The sequence below is a fragment of the Butyrivibrio sp. MB2005 genome, from assembly GCF_000424285.1.
Taxonomy (GTDB): domain Bacteria; phylum Bacillota; class Clostridia; order Lachnospirales; family Lachnospiraceae; genus Butyrivibrio.
This window is the reverse complement of sequence record NZ_AUJP01000018.1, coordinates 102,933-124,990: the sequence shown is the minus strand read 5'-3', so window position 1 is coordinate 124,990 and position 22,058 is coordinate 102,933. Positions and strand designations below refer to the sequence as shown.

Annotated in this window: 18 protein-coding genes, 3 tRNA genes and 1 rRNA gene; 19 read left to right on the top strand and 3 right to left on the bottom strand. The window is 43.0% G+C overall.

Annotated features, from left to right (window positions below):
- The 12 genes from G610_RS0111120 to dnaB all read left to right on the top strand — a co-directional run.
- Nucleotides 1-237: ribosomal RNA gene (locus tag G610_RS0111120) — 23S ribosomal RNA — on the top strand; the annotation flags it as partial.
- Between the two features lie 82 nt (nucleotides 238-319).
- Nucleotides 320-392, top strand: a tRNA-Asn gene (locus tag G610_RS0111115).
- Nucleotides 393-436: 44 nt separating this feature from the next.
- Nucleotides 437-508, top strand: a tRNA-Glu gene (locus tag G610_RS0111110).
- Nucleotides 509-521: 13 nt separating this feature from the next.
- Nucleotides 522-592 (top strand) — tRNA-Cys (locus G610_RS0111105).
- Between the two features lie 164 nt (nucleotides 593-756).
- A complete protein-coding gene (locus G610_RS0111100) occupies nucleotides 757-1,659 on the top strand; it encodes a S1 RNA-binding domain-containing protein (RefSeq protein WP_026524856.1) in 903 nt (300 codons plus the stop codon).
- Nucleotides 1,660-1,727: 68 nt separating this feature from the next.
- Nucleotides 1,728-2,444: an NAD-dependent protein deacylase gene (locus tag G610_RS0111095; RefSeq protein ID WP_026524855.1), complete on the top strand. Its 717-nt coding sequence runs from the start codon at nucleotides 1,728-1,730 to the stop codon at nucleotides 2,442-2,444.
- 230 nt (nucleotides 2,445-2,674) lie between these two features.
- The gene (gene rpsF, locus G610_RS0111090; protein ID WP_026524854.1) at nucleotides 2,675-2,965 is read left to right on the top strand and encodes a 30S ribosomal protein S6; all 291 of its coding nucleotides are present in this window, start codon (nucleotides 2,675-2,677) and stop codon (nucleotides 2,963-2,965) included.
- A gap of 18 nt (nucleotides 2,966-2,983) precedes the next feature.
- Nucleotides 2,984-3,448 (top strand): single-stranded DNA-binding protein, encoded by a 465-nt coding sequence (locus G610_RS0111085; protein WP_026524853.1) that lies wholly within the window; start codon nucleotides 2,984-2,986, stop codon nucleotides 3,446-3,448.
- 61 nt (nucleotides 3,449-3,509) lie between these two features.
- Nucleotides 3,510-3,773, top strand: coding sequence for a 30S ribosomal protein S18 (gene rpsR / locus G610_RS0111080; protein WP_022763528.1), 264 nt, complete (start codon nucleotides 3,510-3,512; stop codon nucleotides 3,771-3,773).
- Between the two features lie 198 nt (nucleotides 3,774-3,971).
- Nucleotides 3,972-6,023 carry a DHH family phosphoesterase gene (locus G610_RS0111075; protein WP_035792204.1) on the top strand — a complete coding sequence of 684 codons (2,052 nt, stop codon included), beginning with the start codon at nucleotides 3,972-3,974 and terminating at the stop codon, nucleotides 6,021-6,023.
- Between the two features lie 20 nt (nucleotides 6,024-6,043).
- Nucleotides 6,044-6,490 (top strand): 50S ribosomal protein L9, encoded by a 447-nt coding sequence (rplI, locus tag G610_RS0111070; RefSeq protein WP_026524851.1) that lies wholly within the window; start codon nucleotides 6,044-6,046, stop codon nucleotides 6,488-6,490.
- A gap of 3 nt (nucleotides 6,491-6,493) precedes the next feature.
- Nucleotides 6,494-7,855: a replicative DNA helicase gene (gene dnaB, locus G610_RS0111065; protein WP_026524850.1), complete on the top strand. Its 1,362-nt coding sequence runs from the start codon at nucleotides 6,494-6,496 to the stop codon at nucleotides 7,853-7,855.
- Nucleotides 7,856-8,090: 235 nt separating this feature from the next.
- On the opposite strand, the gene G610_RS0111055 is transcribed toward dnaB, so the two are convergent.
- Nucleotides 8,091-8,261, bottom strand: a complete 171-nt coding sequence (locus G610_RS0111055; RefSeq protein WP_026496855.1) for a DUF362 domain-containing protein — start codon at nucleotides 8,259-8,261, stop codon at nucleotides 8,091-8,093.
- Nucleotides 8,262-8,691: 430 nt separating this feature from the next.
- Here G610_RS0111055 and nifJ point away from each other — a divergent pair, with 430 nt between their 5' ends.
- Complete coding sequence (nifJ, locus tag G610_RS0111050) at nucleotides 8,692-12,219, top strand: pyruvate:ferredoxin (flavodoxin) oxidoreductase (RefSeq protein ID WP_026524849.1); 3,528 nt, start codon at nucleotides 8,692-8,694, stop codon at nucleotides 12,217-12,219.
- A 103-nt stretch (nucleotides 12,220-12,322) separates the two neighbouring features.
- Here the strand turns inward: nifJ and G610_RS0111045 are convergent, their stop codons facing one another.
- Complete coding sequence (locus tag G610_RS0111045; protein ID WP_026524848.1) at nucleotides 12,323-13,069, bottom strand: adaptor protein MecA; 747 nt, start codon at nucleotides 13,067-13,069, stop codon at nucleotides 12,323-12,325.
- Nucleotides 13,070-13,736: 667 nt separating this feature from the next.
- Between G610_RS0111045 and G610_RS0111040 the strand changes: the two genes are divergently transcribed.
- From G610_RS0111040 to G610_RS0111020, 5 genes are all read left to right on the top strand, one after another.
- Nucleotides 13,737-15,506, top strand: a complete 1,770-nt coding sequence (locus tag G610_RS0111040) for a glycosyl hydrolase family 18 protein (protein ID WP_026524847.1) — start codon at nucleotides 13,737-13,739, stop codon at nucleotides 15,504-15,506.
- Between the two features lie 20 nt (nucleotides 15,507-15,526).
- Complete coding sequence (locus G610_RS0111035) at nucleotides 15,527-16,585, top strand: L-threonylcarbamoyladenylate synthase (RefSeq protein ID WP_026524846.1); 1,059 nt, start codon at nucleotides 15,527-15,529, stop codon at nucleotides 16,583-16,585.
- A gap of 67 nt (nucleotides 16,586-16,652) precedes the next feature.
- Nucleotides 16,653-17,090 (top strand): ribose 5-phosphate isomerase B, encoded by a 438-nt coding sequence (rpiB, locus tag G610_RS0111030; RefSeq protein WP_026524845.1) that lies wholly within the window; start codon nucleotides 16,653-16,655, stop codon nucleotides 17,088-17,090.
- Between the two features lies 1 nt (nucleotide 17,091).
- The gene (locus G610_RS0111025; RefSeq protein ID WP_026524844.1) at nucleotides 17,092-17,574 is read left to right on the top strand and encodes a deoxycytidylate deaminase; all 483 of its coding nucleotides are present in this window, start codon (nucleotides 17,092-17,094) and stop codon (nucleotides 17,572-17,574) included.
- Between the two features lie 72 nt (nucleotides 17,575-17,646).
- The gene (locus G610_RS0111020; RefSeq protein ID WP_026524843.1) at nucleotides 17,647-18,855 is read left to right on the top strand and encodes a cell wall hydrolase; all 1,209 of its coding nucleotides are present in this window, start codon (nucleotides 17,647-17,649) and stop codon (nucleotides 18,853-18,855) included.
- A 2-nt stretch (nucleotides 18,856-18,857) separates the two neighbouring features.
- Here G610_RS0111020 and G610_RS0111015 read toward each other — a convergent pair whose 3' ends face one another.
- Nucleotides 18,858-19,346: a DUF402 domain-containing protein gene (locus G610_RS0111015; protein WP_026524842.1), complete on the bottom strand. Its 489-nt coding sequence runs from the start codon at nucleotides 19,344-19,346 to the stop codon at nucleotides 18,858-18,860.
- Between the two features lie 109 nt (nucleotides 19,347-19,455).
- Between G610_RS0111015 and G610_RS0111010 the strand changes: the two genes are divergently transcribed.
- The gene (locus G610_RS0111010) at nucleotides 19,456-22,014 is read left to right on the top strand and encodes a hypothetical protein (protein ID WP_026524841.1); all 2,559 of its coding nucleotides are present in this window, start codon (nucleotides 19,456-19,458) and stop codon (nucleotides 22,012-22,014) included.
- The last annotated feature ends 44 nt before the right edge of the window (nucleotides 22,015-22,058 follow it).

The window sequence follows — 22,058 nt, the reverse complement described above, 5'->3', positions numbered from 1 at the left end:
GGACCGGGATGGACGGACCGCTGGTGTATCAGCTGCATCGCCAGATGCATAAGGCTGGGTAGCCAAGTCCGGAAGGGATAAACGCTGAAGGCATCTAAGCGTGAAGCCCCCCTCAAGATGAGATATCCCTCCTTTGTGGAGTAAGACCCCTTAGAGACTATGAGGTAGATAGGCACAAGGTGTAAGCATGGTAACATGTTCAGCTGATGTGTACTAATAGGTCGAGGGCTTGTCCAATAGGATATAGAACAAAGAGATTTGGAATAAGATGGAATAATTCAGTGTTCGGTTTTGAAGGTACGGATAAAGTAATTAATAATCCTCAATAGCTCAGTCGGTAGAGCATTCGGCTGTTAACCGAAGTGTCGTAGGTTCGAGTCCTACTTGGGGAGCTACAATACGGAGAAATCCGAAATAACCTGTACTACAGGGACACGGCTCCGTGGTCAAGTGGTTAAGACATCGCCCTTTCACGGCGGTAACACGAGTTCGAGCCTCGTCGGAGTCATCAAATTTAATATGGTGCCATAGCCAAGTGGTAAGGCGTGGGACTGCAACTCCCTGATCGTTGGTTCAAATCCGACTGGCACCTCTAATTAGTCTTAAATGTCATTTCGATGTTTAAGGCTTTTTTGTTGTATGAATTTGGAAGATAAATGCGAGATAGCATTAAAAAATAGATGTTAAGACAATTTAGTCGGTGTATAATTTTGATTGTAGGTCAATAATCTTTTTAGTTTGGGGAGGAATTACAAAATGGAATCAATGGAAGATTTTAAGGATGAAATAGACAGATCATTCAGACAGATTTCTGAGGGTGACATTGTTACCGGTACAGTAATCGGAGTTGATGAGTCTGAAGTTCTGTTAGATATTAAGTATTTCACTCAGGGTGTTATAAAGGCAGAGGATTTCTCAGATGATCCGAAGTTTTCTATAAGAACTGATGTGAAGGTTGGAGATGAGGTTTCTGCTACTGTTGTAAAGACAGATGATGGAAACGGAAATATTCTTCTTTCAAAGAAAGAGGCTACCAAGGTTCTTGCCTGGGATAAGCTTAAAGCGATGATGGATTCTAACCAAAATGTTACTGTTACAGTTATTGAAGCTGTTAAGGGCGGCGTTGTAGCATTCCTTGAGGGAATCAGAGGATTTATTCCTGCATCAAAGCTTTCTCTTAATTATGTTGAAGAGGCTGATCTTGATGACTTCGTAAATAAGAAGCTTGAGGTAAGAGTAATCACAGCAGATGAGACAAATAAGAAGCTTGTTATGTCTGCTAAAGAGATTCTTAAAGAGAAGGCTGATGAGGAGAGAGCTGCGAAGGTTTCTAACGTACAGGTAGGACTTGTTACAGAAGGTACTGTTGAAAGTCTTCAGGACTACGGTGCTTTCATCAATCTTGGAAACGGACTTTCAGGACTTGTACATATTTCTCAGATTTCAAATCAGAGAATTGCTCATCCCAGCGCAGTTCTTAAGGTTGGCGATAAAGTAAAGGTTAAAGTTACAGCTATTAAGGATGGTAAGCTCAGTCTTAGCATGAAGGCACTTCAGGATGTGGCAGCAACTGAGATCACTGAAGAGAAGATTGAATTTGAGAGCGAAGGTGAAGCAACCACATCACTGGCAGATCTTCTTAAGAAGGCTGGATTCTGATAAGAAAATTAAGTTATAAAGTTTTTCTGTTGTAGTAGTGGTAGTTTTTCATAAGGAAGGCGATGGCTATGGATGAAAATATCAGAGAACTTAAGGAACTAATAGACGGATCTGACAACATAGTTTTTTTCGGAGGCGCTGGTGTATCCACAGAAAGTGGTGTTCCGGATTTTAGAAGTGAGGATGGTCTGTATCATCAGCATTATAAATATCCTCCGGAGCAGATGCTAAGTCACAGCTTTTATGTGAGAATGCCGGAGGAATTCTTCAGATTCTATAAGGATAAGCTTCTTGTTAAAGGAATTAAGCCCAACAAAGCGCATCTTAAGCTGGCAGAATGGGAGAAGCAGGGCAAACTTAAGGCTGTTATCACTCAGAATATCGATGGGTTACATCAGGCTGCTGGCAGCAAAGAAGTGCTTGAGCTTCATGGCAGTGTTCACAGGAACTATTGCGAGAGATGCGGTAAGTTCTACGACTTTGATTTCATGGCTGAGTGCGAAGGTGTTCCTTATTGTGAATGCGGCGGCAGAATAAAGCCTGACGTGGTTTTATATGAAGAAGGCCTTGATATGTCTATTATGAGTAAAGCTGTGGATTATATAGCAAATGCAGACGTACTCATAATTGGCGGAACATCGCTTGTTGTATATCCTGCTGCAGGACTTATTGATTATTACAGAGGCCATAAGCTGGTACTTATAAATAAGCAGGCCACCACAAGAGACGGGCAGGCAGATCTGGTAATCCAGGGGCCTATTGGAGAAGTACTGGGACAACTCTAAAAAGTATGTCTCTTTAAATGAAATCTCAGGAATCTGCACTAGCTGTGGATTACTTAATAATATGATTTGTCAGTTAATTTAGGGAAGGTTCTGACTATCATAAATTGAGGTTTTTTTGAATAATATCGCTTGCAATAAATAGGATGTTGTGCTAAAGTATATCTCTGTGATAATTTCCTTGTTACCGTAATGTAAACGGTAGCCAGAGACCAAAAGGAGGTAAAGAAAGCATGACAAAATATGAGTTAGCCGTAGTCGTTAGCGCTAAGATCGAAGACGACGCAAGAGCAGCAGCTGTTGACAAGTGCAAGGCTTTGATCGAGAGATTCGGCGGACAGATTACAGATGTTGATGAATGGGGCAAGAAGAAGCTTGCTTACGAGATCAACAAGATGAATGAGGGCTTCTACTATTTCATTCATTTCGATGCAGAGAGTACTGCACCTGCTGAAATCGAGAAGCGTGTCCGTATCGTCGATGGCGTCATTCGTTATCTTATCGTTAAGCAGAACGAGGCCTAAGAGAAAGAGGACGAAGATATGAATAAAGTTATACTGATGGGACGATTAACAAGAGACCCCGATGTTAGATATTCTCAGGGGGAGAATTCAATGGCAATTGCGAGATACACACTTGCTGTAGATCGCAGAGGCAGAGGTAACAACAACCAGGATGGTCAGACTGCTGACTTCATCAATTGTGTTGCATTCGGCCGTACCGGAGAGTTTGCTGAGAAGTATCTTAGAAAGGGTACAAAGATTTGCGTCACAGGCCGTATCCAGACCGGTAGCTATACCAATAAGGACGGTCAGAAGGTATACACTACTGACGTAGTAGTAGAGGAGCACGAGTTTGCAGAGAGTAAGAATGCTGCAGGCGGAAATGGTGGCTTCTCAGGCGGAGCTCCCGCAGCACCTTTCGATGGCGGTAACAGCAGCCAGGATTCAGGTGATGGATTCATCAATATTCCTGATGGAATCGACGAAGAGCTTCCGTTCAATTAAGTTATTGATTTATAAATGCCTTTATGGCATTGTTGACTGAATTTGATAAGGAGGTACCACAATGGCTTTCAATAAGTCTGATAGAACCGATTCTCCTGTAAGAAGAAAAGGTGGTATGCACAGAAGAAAGAAAGTTTGCGTATTCTGTGGAAAAGACAATGTGATCGATTACAAGGACACAGCAAAGCTTAAGAAGTTCGTTTCTGAGAGCGGCAAGATCCTTCCCAGACGTATCACAGGTAACTGCGCAAAGCACCAGAGAGAGCTTACATCTGCTATTAAGAGAGCAAGACATCTGGCACTTATGCCTTACGAGGCAGAGTAATAGCAATAGCTATTTCAAGTGATTATAGAGACACTCACTAGATTTATTCTATTGAGTGTCTTTTTTTGTACACCTTAGGAAGTAAAATTAAAAATGCAGAAATTTAGAAGAGTAAAGTAAGTTTCCTCGAAATTAAAATCTGTGTTATCATATATAAGTAAAAATAGCGGTACCTCACGCTTTACGATGGAGAGGAATATGCAGAAAAACAGAATTAGGCTTAAAGGAAAACTCAAGACATTTCTATATATTTTCATCTATCTTGGAATACTTCTGGCGCTTGTTACGATAGCTGTCCTGACGGTTGATTTTACGGCGGGACTGATTGTGGCGGCTTTTGCGCTTTTGTATTTTATGGCTGTTATCTATTTGGATTTTTATAACAAGCCCATCATAATGAATGAGCTTATAAGCTTTGCCACGGAGTATGGACAGATTCAGAAGAGATTGTTAAGAGATCTTGATCTGCCTCATGCACTGCTTGATGATTCGGGTAGAGTTGTTTGGACAAATACAGCTTTTGAGAAGGCTATTCATCAGGAGAAGGGATTCCATAAATCCATAACAGCACTTTTCCCTAATATAACTACGGACAAATTCCCGGAGGGAGAGGAAGAGGTGCATCAGGATGTTACCTTTGAGGATAACTCCTATGTCCTTAAGATGAAAAAGATATCCCTTGATGAGATGGCTGCAAACAGCGATATTATCGATGCTTCCGGATATGAAGGTTTCCTTATAGCGGTTTATTTATTTGATGAGACAGCCCTCAGACTTGCAATCAATGAGGTTGATTCACAGAGTCTTGCTGCGGGACTTATTTATATTGATAACTACGACGAAGCTCTTGAAAGTGTCGAGGAAGTAAGAAGATCTCTGCTGACAGCGCTTATAGACAGAAAGATAAATAAGTATATCGCCACCTGTGACGGTATTGCCAAGAAGATTGAAAAGGATAAGTACTTCATTGTAATGCCCAAGAAATCGGCGCAGTATCTGAAGGAAGTTCGCTTCGATATCTTAGAGGATGTTAAGACTGTAAATATCGGTAATGAGATGGCAGTTACGCTTAGTATCGGTATGGGACTTGATGGTCTGTCCTATTCCCAGAATTATGAATTTGCCCGTAACGCCATAGACCTTGCTCTTGGTAGAGGCGGAGATCAGGCGGTTGTTAAGACTCCTGATGAGATCATGTACTTTGGCGGTAAGAGTCAGAAGGTTGAGAAGAGTACCAGAGTTAAGGCCAGAGTTAAGGCTCACGCCCTTAAGGAGATCATCAACAGTAAGGATACCGTTATTGTTATGGGTCACAGAATCGGTGATGTTGACAGCTTTGGCTCATCCGTTGGTATCTACAGAATAGCTAAGACTTTGGATAGAAAGTGCCACATAGTTCTCAATGATGTGACTAATTCCATGAAGCCGCTGGTTGATCTTTTCAAAGGTAATCCTGAATACGAGCAGGATATGATCATTAATAATCAGCAGGCCATTGATATTGCAGGTAATAATGCGGTTCTTGTGGTTGTGGATGTAAATAAGCCCAGCATAACTGAGTGTCCTGAACTTCTCAAGTTCTGTAAGACTATAGTTGTGCTTGATCACCACAGACAGAGTACGGAAGTTATTGAAAATGCCACTCTTTCTTATGTTGAACCCTATGCATCAAGTGCCTGCGAGATGGTTTCAGAGGTTTTACAGTACATTGATGAAGCTGTAAAGATAAGGCCCGAAGAAGCTGACAGTATGTATTCCGGAATTATGGTTGATACCAATAATTTCATGAATAAGACAGGTGTACGTACCTTTGAAGCGGCTGCTTTTCTTAGAAGAAACGGTGCTGACGTAACAAGAGTAAGGAAGCTTTTCAGAGAGGATGCTACAGAGTACAAGGCAAAAGCCGATGCTGTAAGTCAGGCAGAGATTTATCGCGGAGCCTATGCGATTTCTGTTTGTGATTCAAATGATCTGCAGAGTCCTACTATAATTGCGGCTCAGGCTGCCAATGAGCTCCTTAATATCAAGGGAGTAAGGGCAAGCTTTACATGTACCCAGTATCAGAATCAGATATATGTAAGTGCCAGATCCATTGACGAAGTAAATGTACAGATTATCATGGAGAAGCTTGGAGGCGGCGGACATATCAGTTCCGCAGGCTGTCAGTTTGAAGGAATCTCCGTTGATGAAGCTATAACAATGGTAAAGAACCAGCTTGATGCAATGATTGAAGCAGGCGAGCTGATATAAAAGTTTGGAGGAGAAGGATAATGGAAATAATTTTGTTAGAGGACGTTAAGTCTCTTGGAAAAAAGGGAGATATTGTTAAGGTAAGTGATGGATACGCATCCAATTTCATTTTGCCTAAAAAGCTGGGCGTTGAAGCAAATAAAGCTAATCTGAATGATCTTAAGAATCAGAAAAAGCGCGAGGAAAAAGAGGCCCAGGAGCTTCTTGAGAGCATGAAGGAGCTTGCAAAAGAAATAGAGAAGGCTAACGTAAAGGTTACCATGAAGGCAGGCGAGGGCGGAAGAGTTTTCGGTTCTGTTTCTTCCAAGGAGATCGTTGCTGAGGCAAAGAAGCAGTGCGGTCTTAGCCTTGATAAGAAAAAGGTTCAGCTGCCTGAACCTATCCGTTCCTTTGGTACAACTGAGGTGCCTGTAAAGCTGCATCCTCAGGTTACTGCAATCCTCAGGGTTTCTGTTACGGAGGCTTAAAAAATGCCCGAAGAGAATTTAGTACAGCGCACAATGCCAAACAGTCTTGAGGCAGAGCAGTCGGTTGTGGGAGCTATGCTGATAGACAGGGATGCCATTCAGGTTGCATCAGAGATGCTGCATCCGGATGACTTCTACAACAGGCAGCTGGGTATGCTTTTTGAAGCGATGGTAGAGCTTTATAAAGATGGAACGCCTGTTGATAATGTGACGCTTCAGAATCATTTAAAAGAGAAGAATGCACCGCCGCAGGTGTACAACATGGATTACATCCTTGGGATGGCAAGTAGTGTTCCCACCTCGGCCAATGTGAAATATTATGCGGAGATAGTTCGCGATAAGAGTAAGCTCAGAGAGCTTATTCATTCCTGCCAGGATATTATAAATAATTGTTTCCAGGACAGCACAGAGCTTGAGGCACTTATGAATGATACGGAGAAGGAAATTTTCCGTATCACGCAGCTTAGTAACAGCGGCGAGTTCGTGCCCATAAGTGAGATAGTCATGAACGCCCTCAATAAGATTGAGATGGCAAGTAAACTGCAGGGAACAGTTACAGGTCTTGCCACAGGATTTACTGATCTTGATTATAAGACAGCAGGCTTCCAGCCTTCGGATCTGATACTTATCGCAGCCCGTCCTTCCATGGGAAAAACGGCGTTTGTTCTTAACATCGCTCAGCACATGGCTTTCCATCAGGGTAAAACCGTTGCGGTATTTTCTCTGGAAATGTCAAAGGAACAGCTGGTAAACCGTCTTATGTCCATGGAATCACACGTTGATTCACAGCATATCCGTACCGGTAACATGACAGATATGGATTGGGAGAATCTTATTGAAAGTGCGGACCTTATCGGAAGGTCTAATCTTATCATCGATGATACTCCCGGTATTTCAATCCAGGAGCTTCAGTCGAAGTGCCGTAAGTACAAGATGGAGCACAACCTGCACATCATAATGATCGACTATTTGCAGCTTATGAGCGGAAGCGGTAAGCGTTCTGCTGAGTCAAGACAGCAGGAGGTATCAGAGATTTCAAGAGCACTGAAGGCTCTTGCCCGTGAGCTTAACGTACCCGTTGTTGCACTGTCACAGCTCTCCCGTGCGGTTGAGTCAAGACCTGATCACAGACCTATGATGTCTGACCTTCGTGAGTCCGGTGCCATCGAGCAGGACGCAGATATGGTTATGTTCATATACAGAGATGATTATTACAATAAGGATACCGACAGAAAAGGTGTGTCCGAGATAATCATTGCAAAACAGAGAAACGGCCCGATAGGAACAGTAGAGCTTGCATGGCTTCCTGAATTTACGAAGTTTGCAAATCTTGAGCCGTCATACAGAAGAAGTGGTCAAGAATAATATCCCCTCATCCGTCACTTCGTGACACCTTCCCCCCAAGGGGAAGGCAGGGAAAAGAAAAGCCTCCCCCCCAAGGGGAATGCAAGGAAAAGAAAAGCCTCCCCTCAAGGGGAAGGCAGGGAAAAGAAAAGCCTTCCCCCTCTGGGGGAAGGTGTCAGCGAAGCTGACGGATGAGGACAATAAAAAATCCGAAGCGAAAGCTTCGGATTTTCTTGTTTACATTTGCAATTTGCAATTAGCCCTGTGAAATAGCTGAAACAGGGCACTGAGCTGCACAAGAACCGCAATCGATGCATGTATCAGGATCGATGTTGAACTGTGTGTCACCCTGAGAAATAGCAGAAACAGGGCACTGACCTGCACAAGAACCGCAGCTGATGCAACTATCACTAATAACGTATGCCATATCAAAAATCTCCTTCCTGAATAAAAAGTTTGTAATACTTTTAGGATCGGCAGATGCCGCTGCCAATCGGTATTACCTACTACAGAGACTATGATAATATAATTGAATATTTTACGCAAGCAATTTAGCGATAACTTTTATCAATGAAGCGTTTGTTTATAAAAGATTTATTCTTTTTATATTTTCGTTATTTTGTTTAGAAAAATTATCATTCTGAGAGCCGAGAAATGGCTTGAATTCGTTGACTTTGCGAAATCACAATGTTAGAATTTAAATTGCGCGTAGTGCGTACATTAGCGATTTTACGGCATAGGTGTGTAAAAGCTTAACATGCCTATCCTGGGAATCCAAGACCAAGTAATCGTAGGAATTCCGGTTTTTTCTTTGCCCCTATGATTACAATACACTATTAAAGGTAGGAGGAATAGAAATGGCAAGAAACATGAAAACCATGGACGGTAACGAAGCTGCTGCATATGCATCATATGCGTTCACTGAAGTTGCTGCCATGTACCCGATCACTCCTTCATCAGTTATGCCTGAGCATGTTGATGAGTGGGCTACTGCCGGCAAGAAGAACATCTTCGGTCGTACAGTACAGATCACAGAAATGCAGTCAGAGGCAGGTGCAGCAGGTGCTGTACACGGATCTCTTGTAGCAGGTGCTCTTACATCTACTTACACTGCATCACAGGGACTTCTTCTTATGATCCCTGACATTTACAAAGTAGCTGGTGAGAGACTTCCCGGCGTATTCAACGTATCAGCTCGTTGCGTAGCTTCACATGCGCTGAATATCTTCGGTGATCACTCTGACGTTTATGCATGCCGCCAGACAGGTGCTGCAATGCTCTGCAGCTCAAGCGTACAGGAGGTTATGGATCTTACACCTGTATCTTACATGGCTGCTATCGAAGGAAAACTTCCTTTCATTAATTTCTTTGACGGTTTCCGTACTTCACACGAAATCCAGAAGATCGAAGTTTGGGATTACAAGGATCTCGATGAGATGGTTAATCACGAGGCAATTGACGAGTTCAAGGCTAACGCTCTTAACCCGAATCATCCTCGTCAGATGGGTTCAGCTCAGAACCCTGATATCTTCTTCCAGGCAAGAGAAGCTTGCAACACAGGTTATGATGAGCTTCCTGCAATTGTTCAGAAGTACATGGACAAGGTTAATGCTAAGCTTGGAACAGATTACAAGCTCTTTAACTACTACGGAGCAGCAGACGCTGAGACAATCATCGTTGCTATGGGTTCCGTAAACGATACAATCGAGGAGACAATCGACTACCTTGCTAAGCAGGGTCAGAAGGTCGGCGTTGTAAAGGTTAGACTTTATCGTCCTTTCGATGCTAAGGCTCTTGTTGATGTTATTCCCGCAAGTGTTAAGAGAATCGCAGTTCTTGACAGAACAAAGGAGCCCGGTTCTTACCGTGAGCCTCTTGCTCTTGATGTTATTGCAGCTCTTAAGGGCACTAAGTTTGAGTCAGTTCCTGTTATGTGCGGACGTTATGGTCTTGGTTCTAAGGATACTACTCCTGAGCAGATCGTTGCTGTTTACAACAACACAGATAAGGAACAGTTCACAATCGGTATCAATGATGATGTAACACATCTTTCACTTGATGCAGGTGCTCCCCTTGTTACAACTCCCGAGGGAACAACAAACTGTAAGTTCTGGGGTCTTGGTGCTGACGGTACTGTTGGTGCTAACAAGAACTCAATCAAGATCATTGGTGATAACACAGACATGTATGCTCAGGCATACTTTGATTATGACTCTAAGAAGTCAGGCGGTGTTACAATGTCTCACCTTAGATTTGGTAAGACTCCTATCAAGTCAACTTACCTCATCAAGAAGGCTAACTTTGTAGCTTGCCACAATCCTTCATATATCCGCAAGCTCAACATGGTTCAGGAGCTTGTTGATGGAGGATCATTCCTTCTTAACTGCCCTTGGACAGTAGATCAGCTTGAGACAGAGATCCCCGGACAGGTTAAGAAGTTTATGTATGACCACAAGATCAACTTCTATATCATGAACGGTTCTAAGATCGGTGTTGAAGTAGGTATGGGTCCTACAAGAATTAACACAATCCTTCAGTCTGCATTCTTCAACATCACAAAGATCATTCCTGAAGAAGATGCGATCAAGTTCATGAAGGATGCTGCTCAGAAGACATACGGCCGTAAGGGTGAAGATGTCGTTAAGAAGAACTGGGATGCTATCGATGCCGGTGCTGATCCTAAGAACCTTATCAAGGTTGAAATTCCTGAAAGCTGGAAGGACGCTAAGGACGAAGGTCTTGAGTTCACAGAAGCTAAGGGCGATCGTAAGGACGTTGTTGATTTCGTTAACAACATTCAGTCAAAGGTTAACTCTCAGGAAGGTAACACTCTTAAGGTTTCTGACCTTCTTCCTTATGTTGACGGTTCTACACCTAGTGGATCTGCTGCATTCGAGAAGAGAGGTATTGCAGTTAACGTTCCGAAGTGGGATGCTACAAAGTGCGTAGAGTGTGGATTCTGCTCACTCGTTTGTCCTCACGCTGCAATCAGAACAGTTGCTCTTACAGATGAAGAAGTTGCAAATGCTCCTGAAGGACTTCAGACAAAGGATCTCAACGGAGTTCCCGGATACAAGTTCTCAGTTGTTATCTCTGCACTTGATTGTACAGGATGTGGCTCATGTGCTAATGTCTGCGTTGGTAACAAGGCCGGCGAGACACTTAAGATGGGTGCTATCGCTGATAATAAGGATGAGCAGAAGTACTTCGATTATGCTGTTAAGACTCCTGTTAAGACAGAAGTTGTTGAGAAGCTTAAAGAGACAACAATCAGAGGTTCACAGTTCAAGCAGCCTCTCCTTGAGTTCTCAGGCGCTTGCGCAGGTTGTGGTGAGACACCTTATGTTAAGCTTGTTACTCAGCTCTTTGGTGACAGAATGTACGTTGCTAACGCTACAGGATGTACATCAATCTGGGGTAACTCCTCACCTTCAACACCTTACACAGTAAATGCTAAGGGTCAGGGTCCTGCATGGGATAACTCACTGTTCGAGGATAATGCTGAGTTTGGTTTCGGTATGGTTCTTGCACAGAACGCTCTCCGTGATGCTATCAAGGAGAAGGTAGAAGAGATCGTTGCAGCAGGCGGTTCTGCTAAGGACGCAGCTCAGAAGTATCTCGATACATTTACAAACGGCGCAACAAACACAGCTGCTACAGAAGAGCTCGTAGCTGCACTTGCAGGCGACAGCTCAGATGCTGCTAAGTATGTTGTTAAGAATAAAGACTTTGCCGCTAAGAAGTCACAGTGGATCTTCGGTGGTGACGGATGGGCATTCGATATCGGATTCGGTGGTCTCGATCACGTACTTGCTTCCGGTAAGGATGTAAACGTTCTCGTTGTTAACACTGAGGTTTACTCAAATACAGGCGGACAGTCTTCAAAGGCTACACCTACAGGTGCTGTTGCACAGTTCGCTGCAGGCGGTAAGGAGATCAAGCAGAAGGATCTTGCTTCTATCGCAATGAGCTATGGTTATGTATATGTTGCTCAGATCGCTATGGGTGCTGATATGAACCAGACACTTAAGGCAATCGCAGAGGCAGAGGCATATCCGGGACCTTCACTCATCATCGCTTATGCTCCTTGTATCAACCAGGGTCTTAAGGCCGGCATGAACAAGGTTATGGACGAAGAGAAGAAGGCAGTTGCTACAGGTTACTGGCATATGTTCAGATTCAATCCTGCAGCAGAGAAGAAGTTCTCACTTGACAGCAAGGCTCCTACAGAGGAGTATCAGGACTTCCTTGACGGTGAGGTTAGATACCTTTCACTTAAGCTCAAGAATCCTGAGAGAGCACAGAAGCTCTATGCTAAGTCCAAGGAGAATGCTCAGGAGCGTCTTGCATACCTGAACAAGCTCGTTACTCTCTATGATAACTAATCTGACAAAAACAGATTGAGAGCAAAAAGAAGCTCCGGCGAGAAATCGCCGGAGCTTTTATAATGTCATAAATGAAATTGTTTAAATGCGATGAAGACAAGTATCAGATGCCTGCAAGCTTCTGTATAGCTTCATCCTTAATGATTATCTGATAGTGTTCATTAAAATACTGTTCGCTGATGGATGAAGATGTCTCTGGCTTACCATACTCGGAGAGAACTGTGCACAGCTTCTTAAGAGTAGTTGCAGATGCTCCGTCGGGATGGATGAGAAGGAAAAGCTTGCCATCCTTATCGCTCTTGTAAAGAGTATTGCGGACACTCACCTCTGCATTATTCATTGCTGAGAAATTCATCACATCATGCATGGATCCAAATGAGAATAAGAAGAAGGGATCTGCAGCAGCAGGTCTTCCTGCGGTTCTCATCTGATTAGGCGATCTCTTGGCAGTTCCTTCAGCAGGAGCTGAATCAGCATCTCTAAGCTTTTTAAAGAGATTCATGATATCTGTATCACCGTCCTCCTCTTCTTCAGTATATGAGCCTGAAACCTCGCTCTGAAGAGCAGGTGAGAAATTGGCGAATCTGGTATCAAGTTCTTCAGGATCTTCAACCTTTGTTATTATAAGAACGATGCACTCTGAATTTATCGGAACAGCCTCAATCATAAGAGGGATATCTTCTGCATCAAAGCCAAACTGGTAATTAGCCTGCTGCATCATATCGCGGAATAAGTCTTTTGCTTTATCTGTTCCATACGCAAGCTCGCTTATTTTGAGCTGTCTGCTTGCGAGATCATCTTTTGTAAGTGTGCATCGGATCTGATAATCATTAACGCGTTCGATTTTCATGCGATGCCCTCCCTAAATAACATAAATTATTAAGTAATTAGTAGAATATTAAAGGAAACGTTGATGTGTGTCAATAGATGTATCGGCATGTTTTAAAATTTCATATATAAGCCCAATTCTTAGAAAATAATTAAATTTTGATTAAGATGCTTGATTTTGTTATCGGCGTCGTGTATAGTACAAAACCGTGGTGCCTCTGCGACACAGTATCGGGGGAGGAGGCATGATAACTACAGATTGATTTTACAGCGTTTCACCGTATCTGGTGGAATGTCTTACAAGCTCATCCAACAATCGTTGGAGAGAAATCACCGAAATTTTTTTAATAATTCAAACACAAACTATCCGTTTTTATGGCGGAATATTAATTATTTTTATTTATTCGGTACTGCAGTGGCACCAGTTGTCAATTTAATAGAAGGTTTACAGGCGGGAATGTGTTTTGGCACAGTATTCAGACTTATGCCGGGTTTGGGAAATTATCACGTAAACTCCTTATGGAAAAGAAACCTGACCCCTTAGAAAATTCAGTCAACGCGTTATTTGCGGCAGGTCCCCACCCAAAGCGTTTTTGCGCGTAATTATGCGCCTGTAACCTCAATTAAATGGCTATTATATATTCATTTATGATATAATGTAGGGCGATTGGAAGGAGCTGGTTTTATTAATGAAAAAGAAAGTTATGCCGGTGATTATTATAATCGCCCTTATTTTAATTATTGGACTGATTTACGGAGCACAGATTGCAATTGAGAAATTTTCATATTCCAAGACTCAGGCAGATCTAAGTGAATATTATGGAATTTCAAGTGAGCAGGATGTGGCTATTATATATAACGATTCTGTTTTAGAGGATAAGGCAGTTAAAAAAGACGGTGTTTATTACCTCGATTATAATCTGGCAAAGAGCGTTCAGGGTAATAAGTTCTATTACGGCGAGGCAGATCAGACACTTTTCTATACTACTCCAAGTGCCACCTATACCACAAAAATTGGTGAGTCTTCCTGGACTTCCACAAATGGTGAGAGCGGAGATGCAGGCTATACTATTTCCTATGTGGATGGAGAAAAGCTCTACATCGCTCTTGGCTATTTAAAGGCCTTTACAGATTTGGACTATCAGGTATTTGCTTCGCCTGACAGAATAAGACTTTACGCAGGAAGCTATGAGCAGACTCTTGCTAAGGTAAAGAAAAAGACAGCTGTTCGCGTACTTGGCGGTATAAAGAGCGATGTTGTTTCTTATGTTGAAGGCGGAATGGCCGTTGTTACCAACCAGATGGATGAATGGTCTGAGATCATTACCTGGGATGCTCACAAGGGTTACGTTGAGAATAAGTATCTTGATTTTATGGGCACCGGCGAAGTTACCAAGGCTGCCATAGAGGCAGAGAATCCTGAAGGACTTGCGGAAAGCCCCATTGAGACAGCTGCAGGAAGCCTGCCTGCACCGGCTGATCTTAAAGACTATACTACTGTAAGACTTGATGGCAAGGTAAATATTGGATTCCATCCTATTGCAGGAGCTGCCGGTAATGCAACAATTGACGGAGCGATTGCGCCTACAAAATCTTTGAATGTACTTGCGCCTACATGGTTTACCATAAGTGATAACGAAGGTACAGTTGTAAGTTATGCCACAAGGGATTATGTATCTACAGCCCATGCTAACGGAATGCAGGTTTGGGGCGTTCTTGATAATTTTAATTCCGGTAACCAGATCGATACTGTGGCAATTTTGTCTCATGAAGCATCCAGAGCGAATGTGATTGCGCAGCTCATTGCTTATGCACAGGAATATGAGATTGATGGTATCAATGCGGACTTAGAGCAGATAAATGAAAGCTGCGGACCGGATTATCTGCAGTTTATGAGAGAACTTTCCGTAGCCTGCAGGCAGAACGGCCTTGTTTTCTCAATAGATGATTATGTACCTATGGATTTTAATGATCATTATGATCTTGTGGAGCAGGGCGAGATTGCCGATTACGTGGTGATCATGGGCTATGATGAGCACTACGGCGGATCTGATGAAGCCGGCTCAGTTGCTTCTATCGGCTATGTTCAGGGAGGCATCGAGAAGGCTCTTACAATGGTTCCTGCAGAAAAACTTGTAAATGCCATTCCTTTCTATACAAGAGTGTGGACTACATCAGGCGGAGAGGTTTCAAGTAAGGCTCTTCACATGGACGGTGCCACAAATATTATCAATCAGTATGGCATGGAGATGAACTGGGATGAAGAGACATGCCAGTATTACGGTGAAGTAACAGATTCAAACGGTGCACTTATTCAGCTGTGGAATGAGGAATCCCGTTCCATAGAGGTTAAGCTTAGTGTAATGCAGGCAGCAGGAATCGCCGGCGTTGCTGAGTGGGCCCTTGGTTTTGAGAATGCCGAAGTATGGGATGTAATTGCTGCTTATATGGCGCAGTGATCCTGTTAGAAAGAAGTACAATGGATACAATAGTTGAAGTAATTGACGAAGAAAATATAGATGAGGGTGCCCTTGAAGTTTTAAAAAAGGCAGGCAGTATTATTAAAGATGGCGGTCTTGTGGCTTTTCCCACAGAGACGGTTTACGGACTTGGAGGCGATGCACTTAATCCCCAGTCTTCAATGAAAATCTATGCTGCAAAGGGCAGACCTTCAGATAATCCGCTTATAGTTCATGTAGCGGATATGGAATCCATAAAAAAGATAGTAAAAGAGATTCCGGATGCGGGATATAAGCTGGCCGAGAAGTATTGGCCGGGGCCCCTTACAATGATAATGAATAAATCCGATGCGGTTCCCTATGAGACCACTGGCGGACTTGATACAGTTGCTATCAGAATGCCAAGCAATAAGATAGCAGCAGAGCTTATAAGATGCGCGGGTGGATATATTGCAGCACCAAGCGCCAATATATCAGGAAGACCCAGTCCCACGGAAGCTAAGTACTGCGTGGAGGATTTAAGCGGCAGGGTTGAGATGATAATAGACGGCGGAGCAGTGGGAATAGGACTTGAATCCACTATTATAGATCTTACCTCGGATGTGCCCATGATACTCAGACCCGGGTATATTACAAAAGAAAATCTTACTGAGCTTCTTGGAGATGTCAGTGTTGATAAGACAATCCTTGATGCCAATTCCAAGACGGCACCCAAGGCTCCGGGAATGAAATACAGACACTACGCACCAAAGGGAGACCTTACTATAGTTGAGGGCGATTCCCAGAAGGTAGCAGAGTATATAAACGGCGAGCTTAAAAAGGCTAAAGAGCAGGGATTAAAGACAGGAGTCATAGCAACCAGTGAGTCAGCTCCCCTGTATAATGCCGATATAGTAAAAATCGCCGGCAGCAGGGATGATGAAGAGGAGATAGCTCATAATCTTTTCAGTATTCTTAGGCAGTTCGATGATGAGGAAGTTAATCTGATGTTTTCAGAGAGCTTTGATGATACAGGTATCGGGCAGGCCATTATGAACAGACTTTTAAAGGCAGCAGGACACAAGGTTGTAAGAGTCTGAGCGATAAATGTAAAAGTGATGCGCAGGTTTAGATACGCCTGCCATAGCTAATAGAGGAGGATGAAAAATGATAGCACTTGGAAGTGATCACGGCGGATATGACTGCAAGCAGGTTGTAATCGCATATCTCGAGGAGAAGGGAATCGAATACAAGGATTTTGGTACCTATGATACTAATTCCTGCGATTATCCTATTTTTGGAAAAAAGGCAGCAGAGGCTGTTGCCAGTGGCGAGTGTGAAAAGGGTATCGTTATCTGTACCACCGGAATCGGCATTTCAATAGTTGCCAACAAGGTTAAGGGAATCAGATGCGCTCTTTGCAGCGAGCCTCATTCAGCAAGACTTACAAGAGAGCACAATGATGCAAATGTGCTTGCCATGGGCGGAGCACTTATAGGTCCTGATATGGTGGTTGATATCGTAGATACATTCTTAAATACACCTTTCTCAGGCCTTGAAAAGCATTCACGAAGGATATCAGAGATAACAGATATGGAGGAGTGATATGAAAAGGGAGGATTATATTTCCTGGGATGAGTATTTCATGGGAGTTGCCAAGCTTGCGGCTATGAGATCCAAGGATCCCAGCACACAGGTTGGGACCTGTATTGTCAGCGGCGACAATAAGATTTTGTCCATGGGCTACAATGGTTTTCCTGTTGGCTGTGATGATGACGATTTTCCTTGGGAGAGAGACGGAGAGGATGAGCTTTCAACCAAGTATCCTTTTGTAACTCACAGCGAATTAAACGCGATCCTTAATTACAGGGGAGGAAGCTTAGAGGGTGCTAAGCTTTATGTTTCTCTTTTCCCTTGCAATGAATGTGCCAAGGCTATTATTCAGGCAGGCATCCGCACTGTTGTATATGACAGCGACAAATACGCATCTTCAGCTGCAACAAGAGCATCTAAGAGAATGTTTGATGCAGCCGGTGTGAAATATTATCCCTACCAGAGATCCGGGAAGAATATCCATATAGAGATTTAAGTGTGAGACCATGCACGGTTGCGTCAGTTGCAGAAGTGCAGGTCGATACTATTTAGTAAAAGGGGAGACGTTGTGAAAAAGTTTCCGGTGAGAGTCTTAAGCTGTCTGCTTTTACTGGGGCTTCTTGGCGTATCTGCCAATTATTCAATAAATGTCAGAGCGACGGAGGCTACCAAAAAGGCGCTTGAGGAAGCGAAGCAGAAGCTTGAAGACACAAAAGGTCAGCTGAGTGATACCAAGGATCAGCTGGACGATAAAAAAGAAGATATCAGTAATCTTAATAAAGAAAAAAGTCAGCTGGAGAACAAGCTGGATGATCTGAACGAGCAGCTTACAGAGGTTAGTAATAACCTGACTGATCTTGAAAACAAGATTGATGATAAGGAAAATGAGATTGCCAATACCGAGGCGGAGCTTGAGGTTGCTATTGATACCAAGGACGCCCAGTATGCATCCATGAAAAAGAGAGTTCAGTTCATTTATGAGAATCAGGATGTTCTTCTTTATGATATGCTGCTTGGAAATGAGAGCTTTGGAGATTTCCTTAATCAGAAGGATCTAATTAAAGCTCTGTCTGCATATGACAGAAAAATGTTAGAGGAATATATGCAGACCTGCGAGGATATCTCGGATAAAAAGGATAAGCTCAATAACGAGAAGGCTGAGCTTGATGAATATAAAGTCCAGGTAGAAGCAGAGCAGAGCCGTGTTTCAGGACTTGTCAGTTACACAAGCGGAAATATCAAAAAGTACAAGCAGGATATTTCAACAGCTGAGGAAGAAGCTCAGTCCATAGAAAATAAAGCAAGAGAGTTTGAGGAGCTTGCAGAGTCACAAAGTGATGATGTTAAAAAGCTGGAAGCCAAGCTGGCAGAAGAAATCAGATTGTCAAAGCTGGCAAAGAGTTCCAAGTGGAGAAATATTTCTGAGGTCACATTTGCTGAGGGTGACAGATACCTTCTTGCAAATCTGATATATTGTGAGGCCGGCGCCGAGCCCTATGAGGGCAAGGTTGCAGTCGGCGCAGTTGTAATCAACAGAGTGCTCAGTTCCGTATATCCGGATACCGTGGTTGGCGTTATTTATCAGTCAAGCCAGTTTTCACCTGTGGGAAGCGGACGTCTTGCACTTGCGCTTGCAAACGGAAGCGCAACAGAGTCTTGCTATCAGGCAGCAGATGCCGCCATGAGCGGAGTCACAAACGTAGGTAACTGCGTTTATTTCAGAACTCCGATACCGGGACTTACCGGCATAAACATTGGCGGACATGTATTTTACTAAAATCAGGTATTCTGTGAAATGGCCTTGATTATGGGAGCTTCCAGGGCAGAGATGCTGTTTTCATAAATGGCATCCATAAGGTCCCCCAGAGAAGTCAGCGCTTTTTTCAAAAGGCGTTCATCGATAAGCTTTTGCTCAAAGGCTTCTGAGAGTTCATCAAGGTCCAGGATTCGGATTTTTCCATCGGGATAAATAACTACGTCTGCAAGAAGGTCAAAGGTCAGGATGGAGTTTTCCTCCGGGCCCTGCTGATAATCCACAATGTCGCAGTACCAGTACATAAGAGTGGAGTCAGCTCTGTAGAATTTGCTTATTTTATAGCCTCTTTTCAGGTAGTAGCATGAATATCCATGGGACAGATCAGAACGCGGATGGATTGCGTTCCAGGACGTGACGATAGTATTCTCGTCGCATTGCAGAATGTGATCATCCTTAAGCAGGATGCATTCGTTTGGAATAACACGTTTACGATAAAGTACTGGGTGGTCCATAATTCCCCCAATCTGCGCATTTGCGCTTTTTATTAAGAAACGGTTTTAGGTTAGAAAAATATTACCGCGATGACACGCATAAGTCAATTGATTTAGGGTGCTTATAGAAATGAAGAAAACAATAATCAAGATTTTTTATACGATTGCCGTCTTTGTGCTTTCGTTATTCATAATAGGACACTTCAGTAATAAAGAGACTGTGGACATGACCGCTCAGATGGGTGCTCCTACATTTCCCACAATTTCCTTTTTAGAAAGCGGAAAAGAGATCAATTTACTTCATGGATACTCCTCGGAGCTTGAAGTAAACCACGTAAGAGGCACAGTGCTTCCAATTGATGCCGGAAGAAACATTGCTTTTAATATGAATACCTACGGTACTTTCATTTCAGGGCTTCGCTTTGAGGTGAGACAGGTATCGGGAGATGGTCTTGTTGAGAATTCCGATATTACAAACATCACTCAGAAGGACGATATCATCACGGGATCATTCCAGCTTAAGGATCTGATTGATGCAAATCAGGAATACATGCTGGTTATGCTATGTAATGTAAATGATGAGCCGGTGCGCTATTACACGAGAATTATCTGGTCTGAAACAGGCGAAAAATATAATGTATCAGATGAGATTAAGTTTGTCACAGATTTCCACAACATGACCTTTGATAAGCAGGGTTCCACAGAGGAGCTTTCCAAGTATCTGGAATCTAACTCTGATGGAGATAACACCACCTTTAGTCATGTGACTATTCACAGCAGTTATGATCAGGTAACCTGGGGCGATCTTAATATCACATCCCATACAGAGCCGATTATTGAGGTGTCGGATATTCATTCTCAAACAGCGGTACTTAGGCTCTATTATCAGCTTATTCAGAAAACAAAAGCGGGAGAAGATAAGCTCTACAACGTCACAGAGAACTTCCGCGTAAGATATACCACAGACAGAATATACCTTCTTGGCTATGACAGGAAGATGAATTATGTATTTAACGGCGATAAGTCTGATTTTTCCGATAATGTTATAAATCTATGGATTTCAGACAGTAATCTCCCCTTTAAGGAGAGTGATGGCGGTAACGCTGTAGCTTTTGTCAGCGAGGACAGACTTTACGTCTATAACAGTACTGACAATAAGATGGCGCTGGCCTTTGGTTTTTATAATGATGAATACAATGATGAGCGCACAAGATGGCAGGCTAACAGAATCCATATCCTGAATGTGGATGAGACAGGAAATGTGCAGTTTGCAGTCTCGGGATACATGAATCGCGGCGACCACGAGGGAAAAGTGGGAATAGCGGTTTACGGATATGATTCTCAGTTGAACACCATTGAGGAGCAGGTCTTCATTCCAGTAAATTTCCATCAGGATATTTTGCAGGCTTATAACGATAAGATGCTCTATGCGGGAACAAGCGGTAATCTTTTCTTCATGCTTGAAGGAAATGTTTATATGGTTAATCTGTCCACCAGAGAGCAGAAGAAGCTTATCGAGAATATCTCAGATGACAGATATTGTATCTCTCAGTCAGGCAGCAGTATTGCATGGCAGGATGAGGACAGGAAAACAGTTAATATCATGGATCTCTCCACGCAGGCCCAGTCAGAGATCGAAGCTGAAGCGGGAGATTTCATCAGAGTTCTTGGCTTTATGGGAGAGGATCTGACCTATGGCCTTGTCCATGAATCCGATGTCCACAGCGATCAGATGGGTTCACTCATCTATGGAATGTACAAGATATGCATCGTTGACAGTGAGGGCAGTATTCTTGAGAACTATAATCCCGGCGAAGCCCTTGTTACCAATGTATCCATTGAAGATAACGTCATAAGGATAAACAGGGCAAATTGGAATCCTGAGACAGAGCTTTTTGAGAGTGTGATGGATGATCAGATAATGAGCACCATAAAAACAGAGAAGGGCAGCAATTATCTGACTGTGGCAGCGACAGAGGATTATAAGAATCTTCTTGAGATCATGCTTAAGAGCAACATGAATGTTAAGACACTGAGATCTGTTACACCGAATATGACTTTGTATGAGGGCAGCAGGGAAGTAATCGCAGCCAGCGACCGAAATATGGATGCAAGTCCTTATTACTATGTCTACAACATGGACGGAGCAATGAGCATCTGCGATAATCCTTCGGATGCCATAAATGATGCTTATAATAATCCCGGCGTAGTTGTTGATGATTATGGCAAATATGTTTGGTACAGAGGTAATCTCCTTAAAGCAAATCAGATCATGTATATTACGAATCTGGCAGAGGAGTGGGAGAATATGCCCGGGGATAATTCCACAGCAGTTTGCCTTGACCTTATTCTTCAGCACAAGGGTATAAGCGTAAATGTTCAGTCTATGCTGGATCAGGGGAAAACCACACTAGATATCTTAGGAGATAACCTGGTATCAGCCAGAATCCTTGATCTTGACGGATGTCCCATGGAGGCCATGCTTTACTATGTTAATCAGGATATTCCTGTAATGGCTACCATGAATGACGGAAGCAGTATGATGATCATAGGCTTTAACGATCTTAATACTGTGCTACTTGAGCCAACTAAGGGAGAAGTTTACAAGCTTGGAAGAAATGATACCGCCACACTTTTCCAGAATAACGGTAATCATTTCGTAACCTACATGCAGGTCCAGAACAATTGATTTATAAAGGTACTAAAAAAGAGGACCATATCACAGTTAAGTGA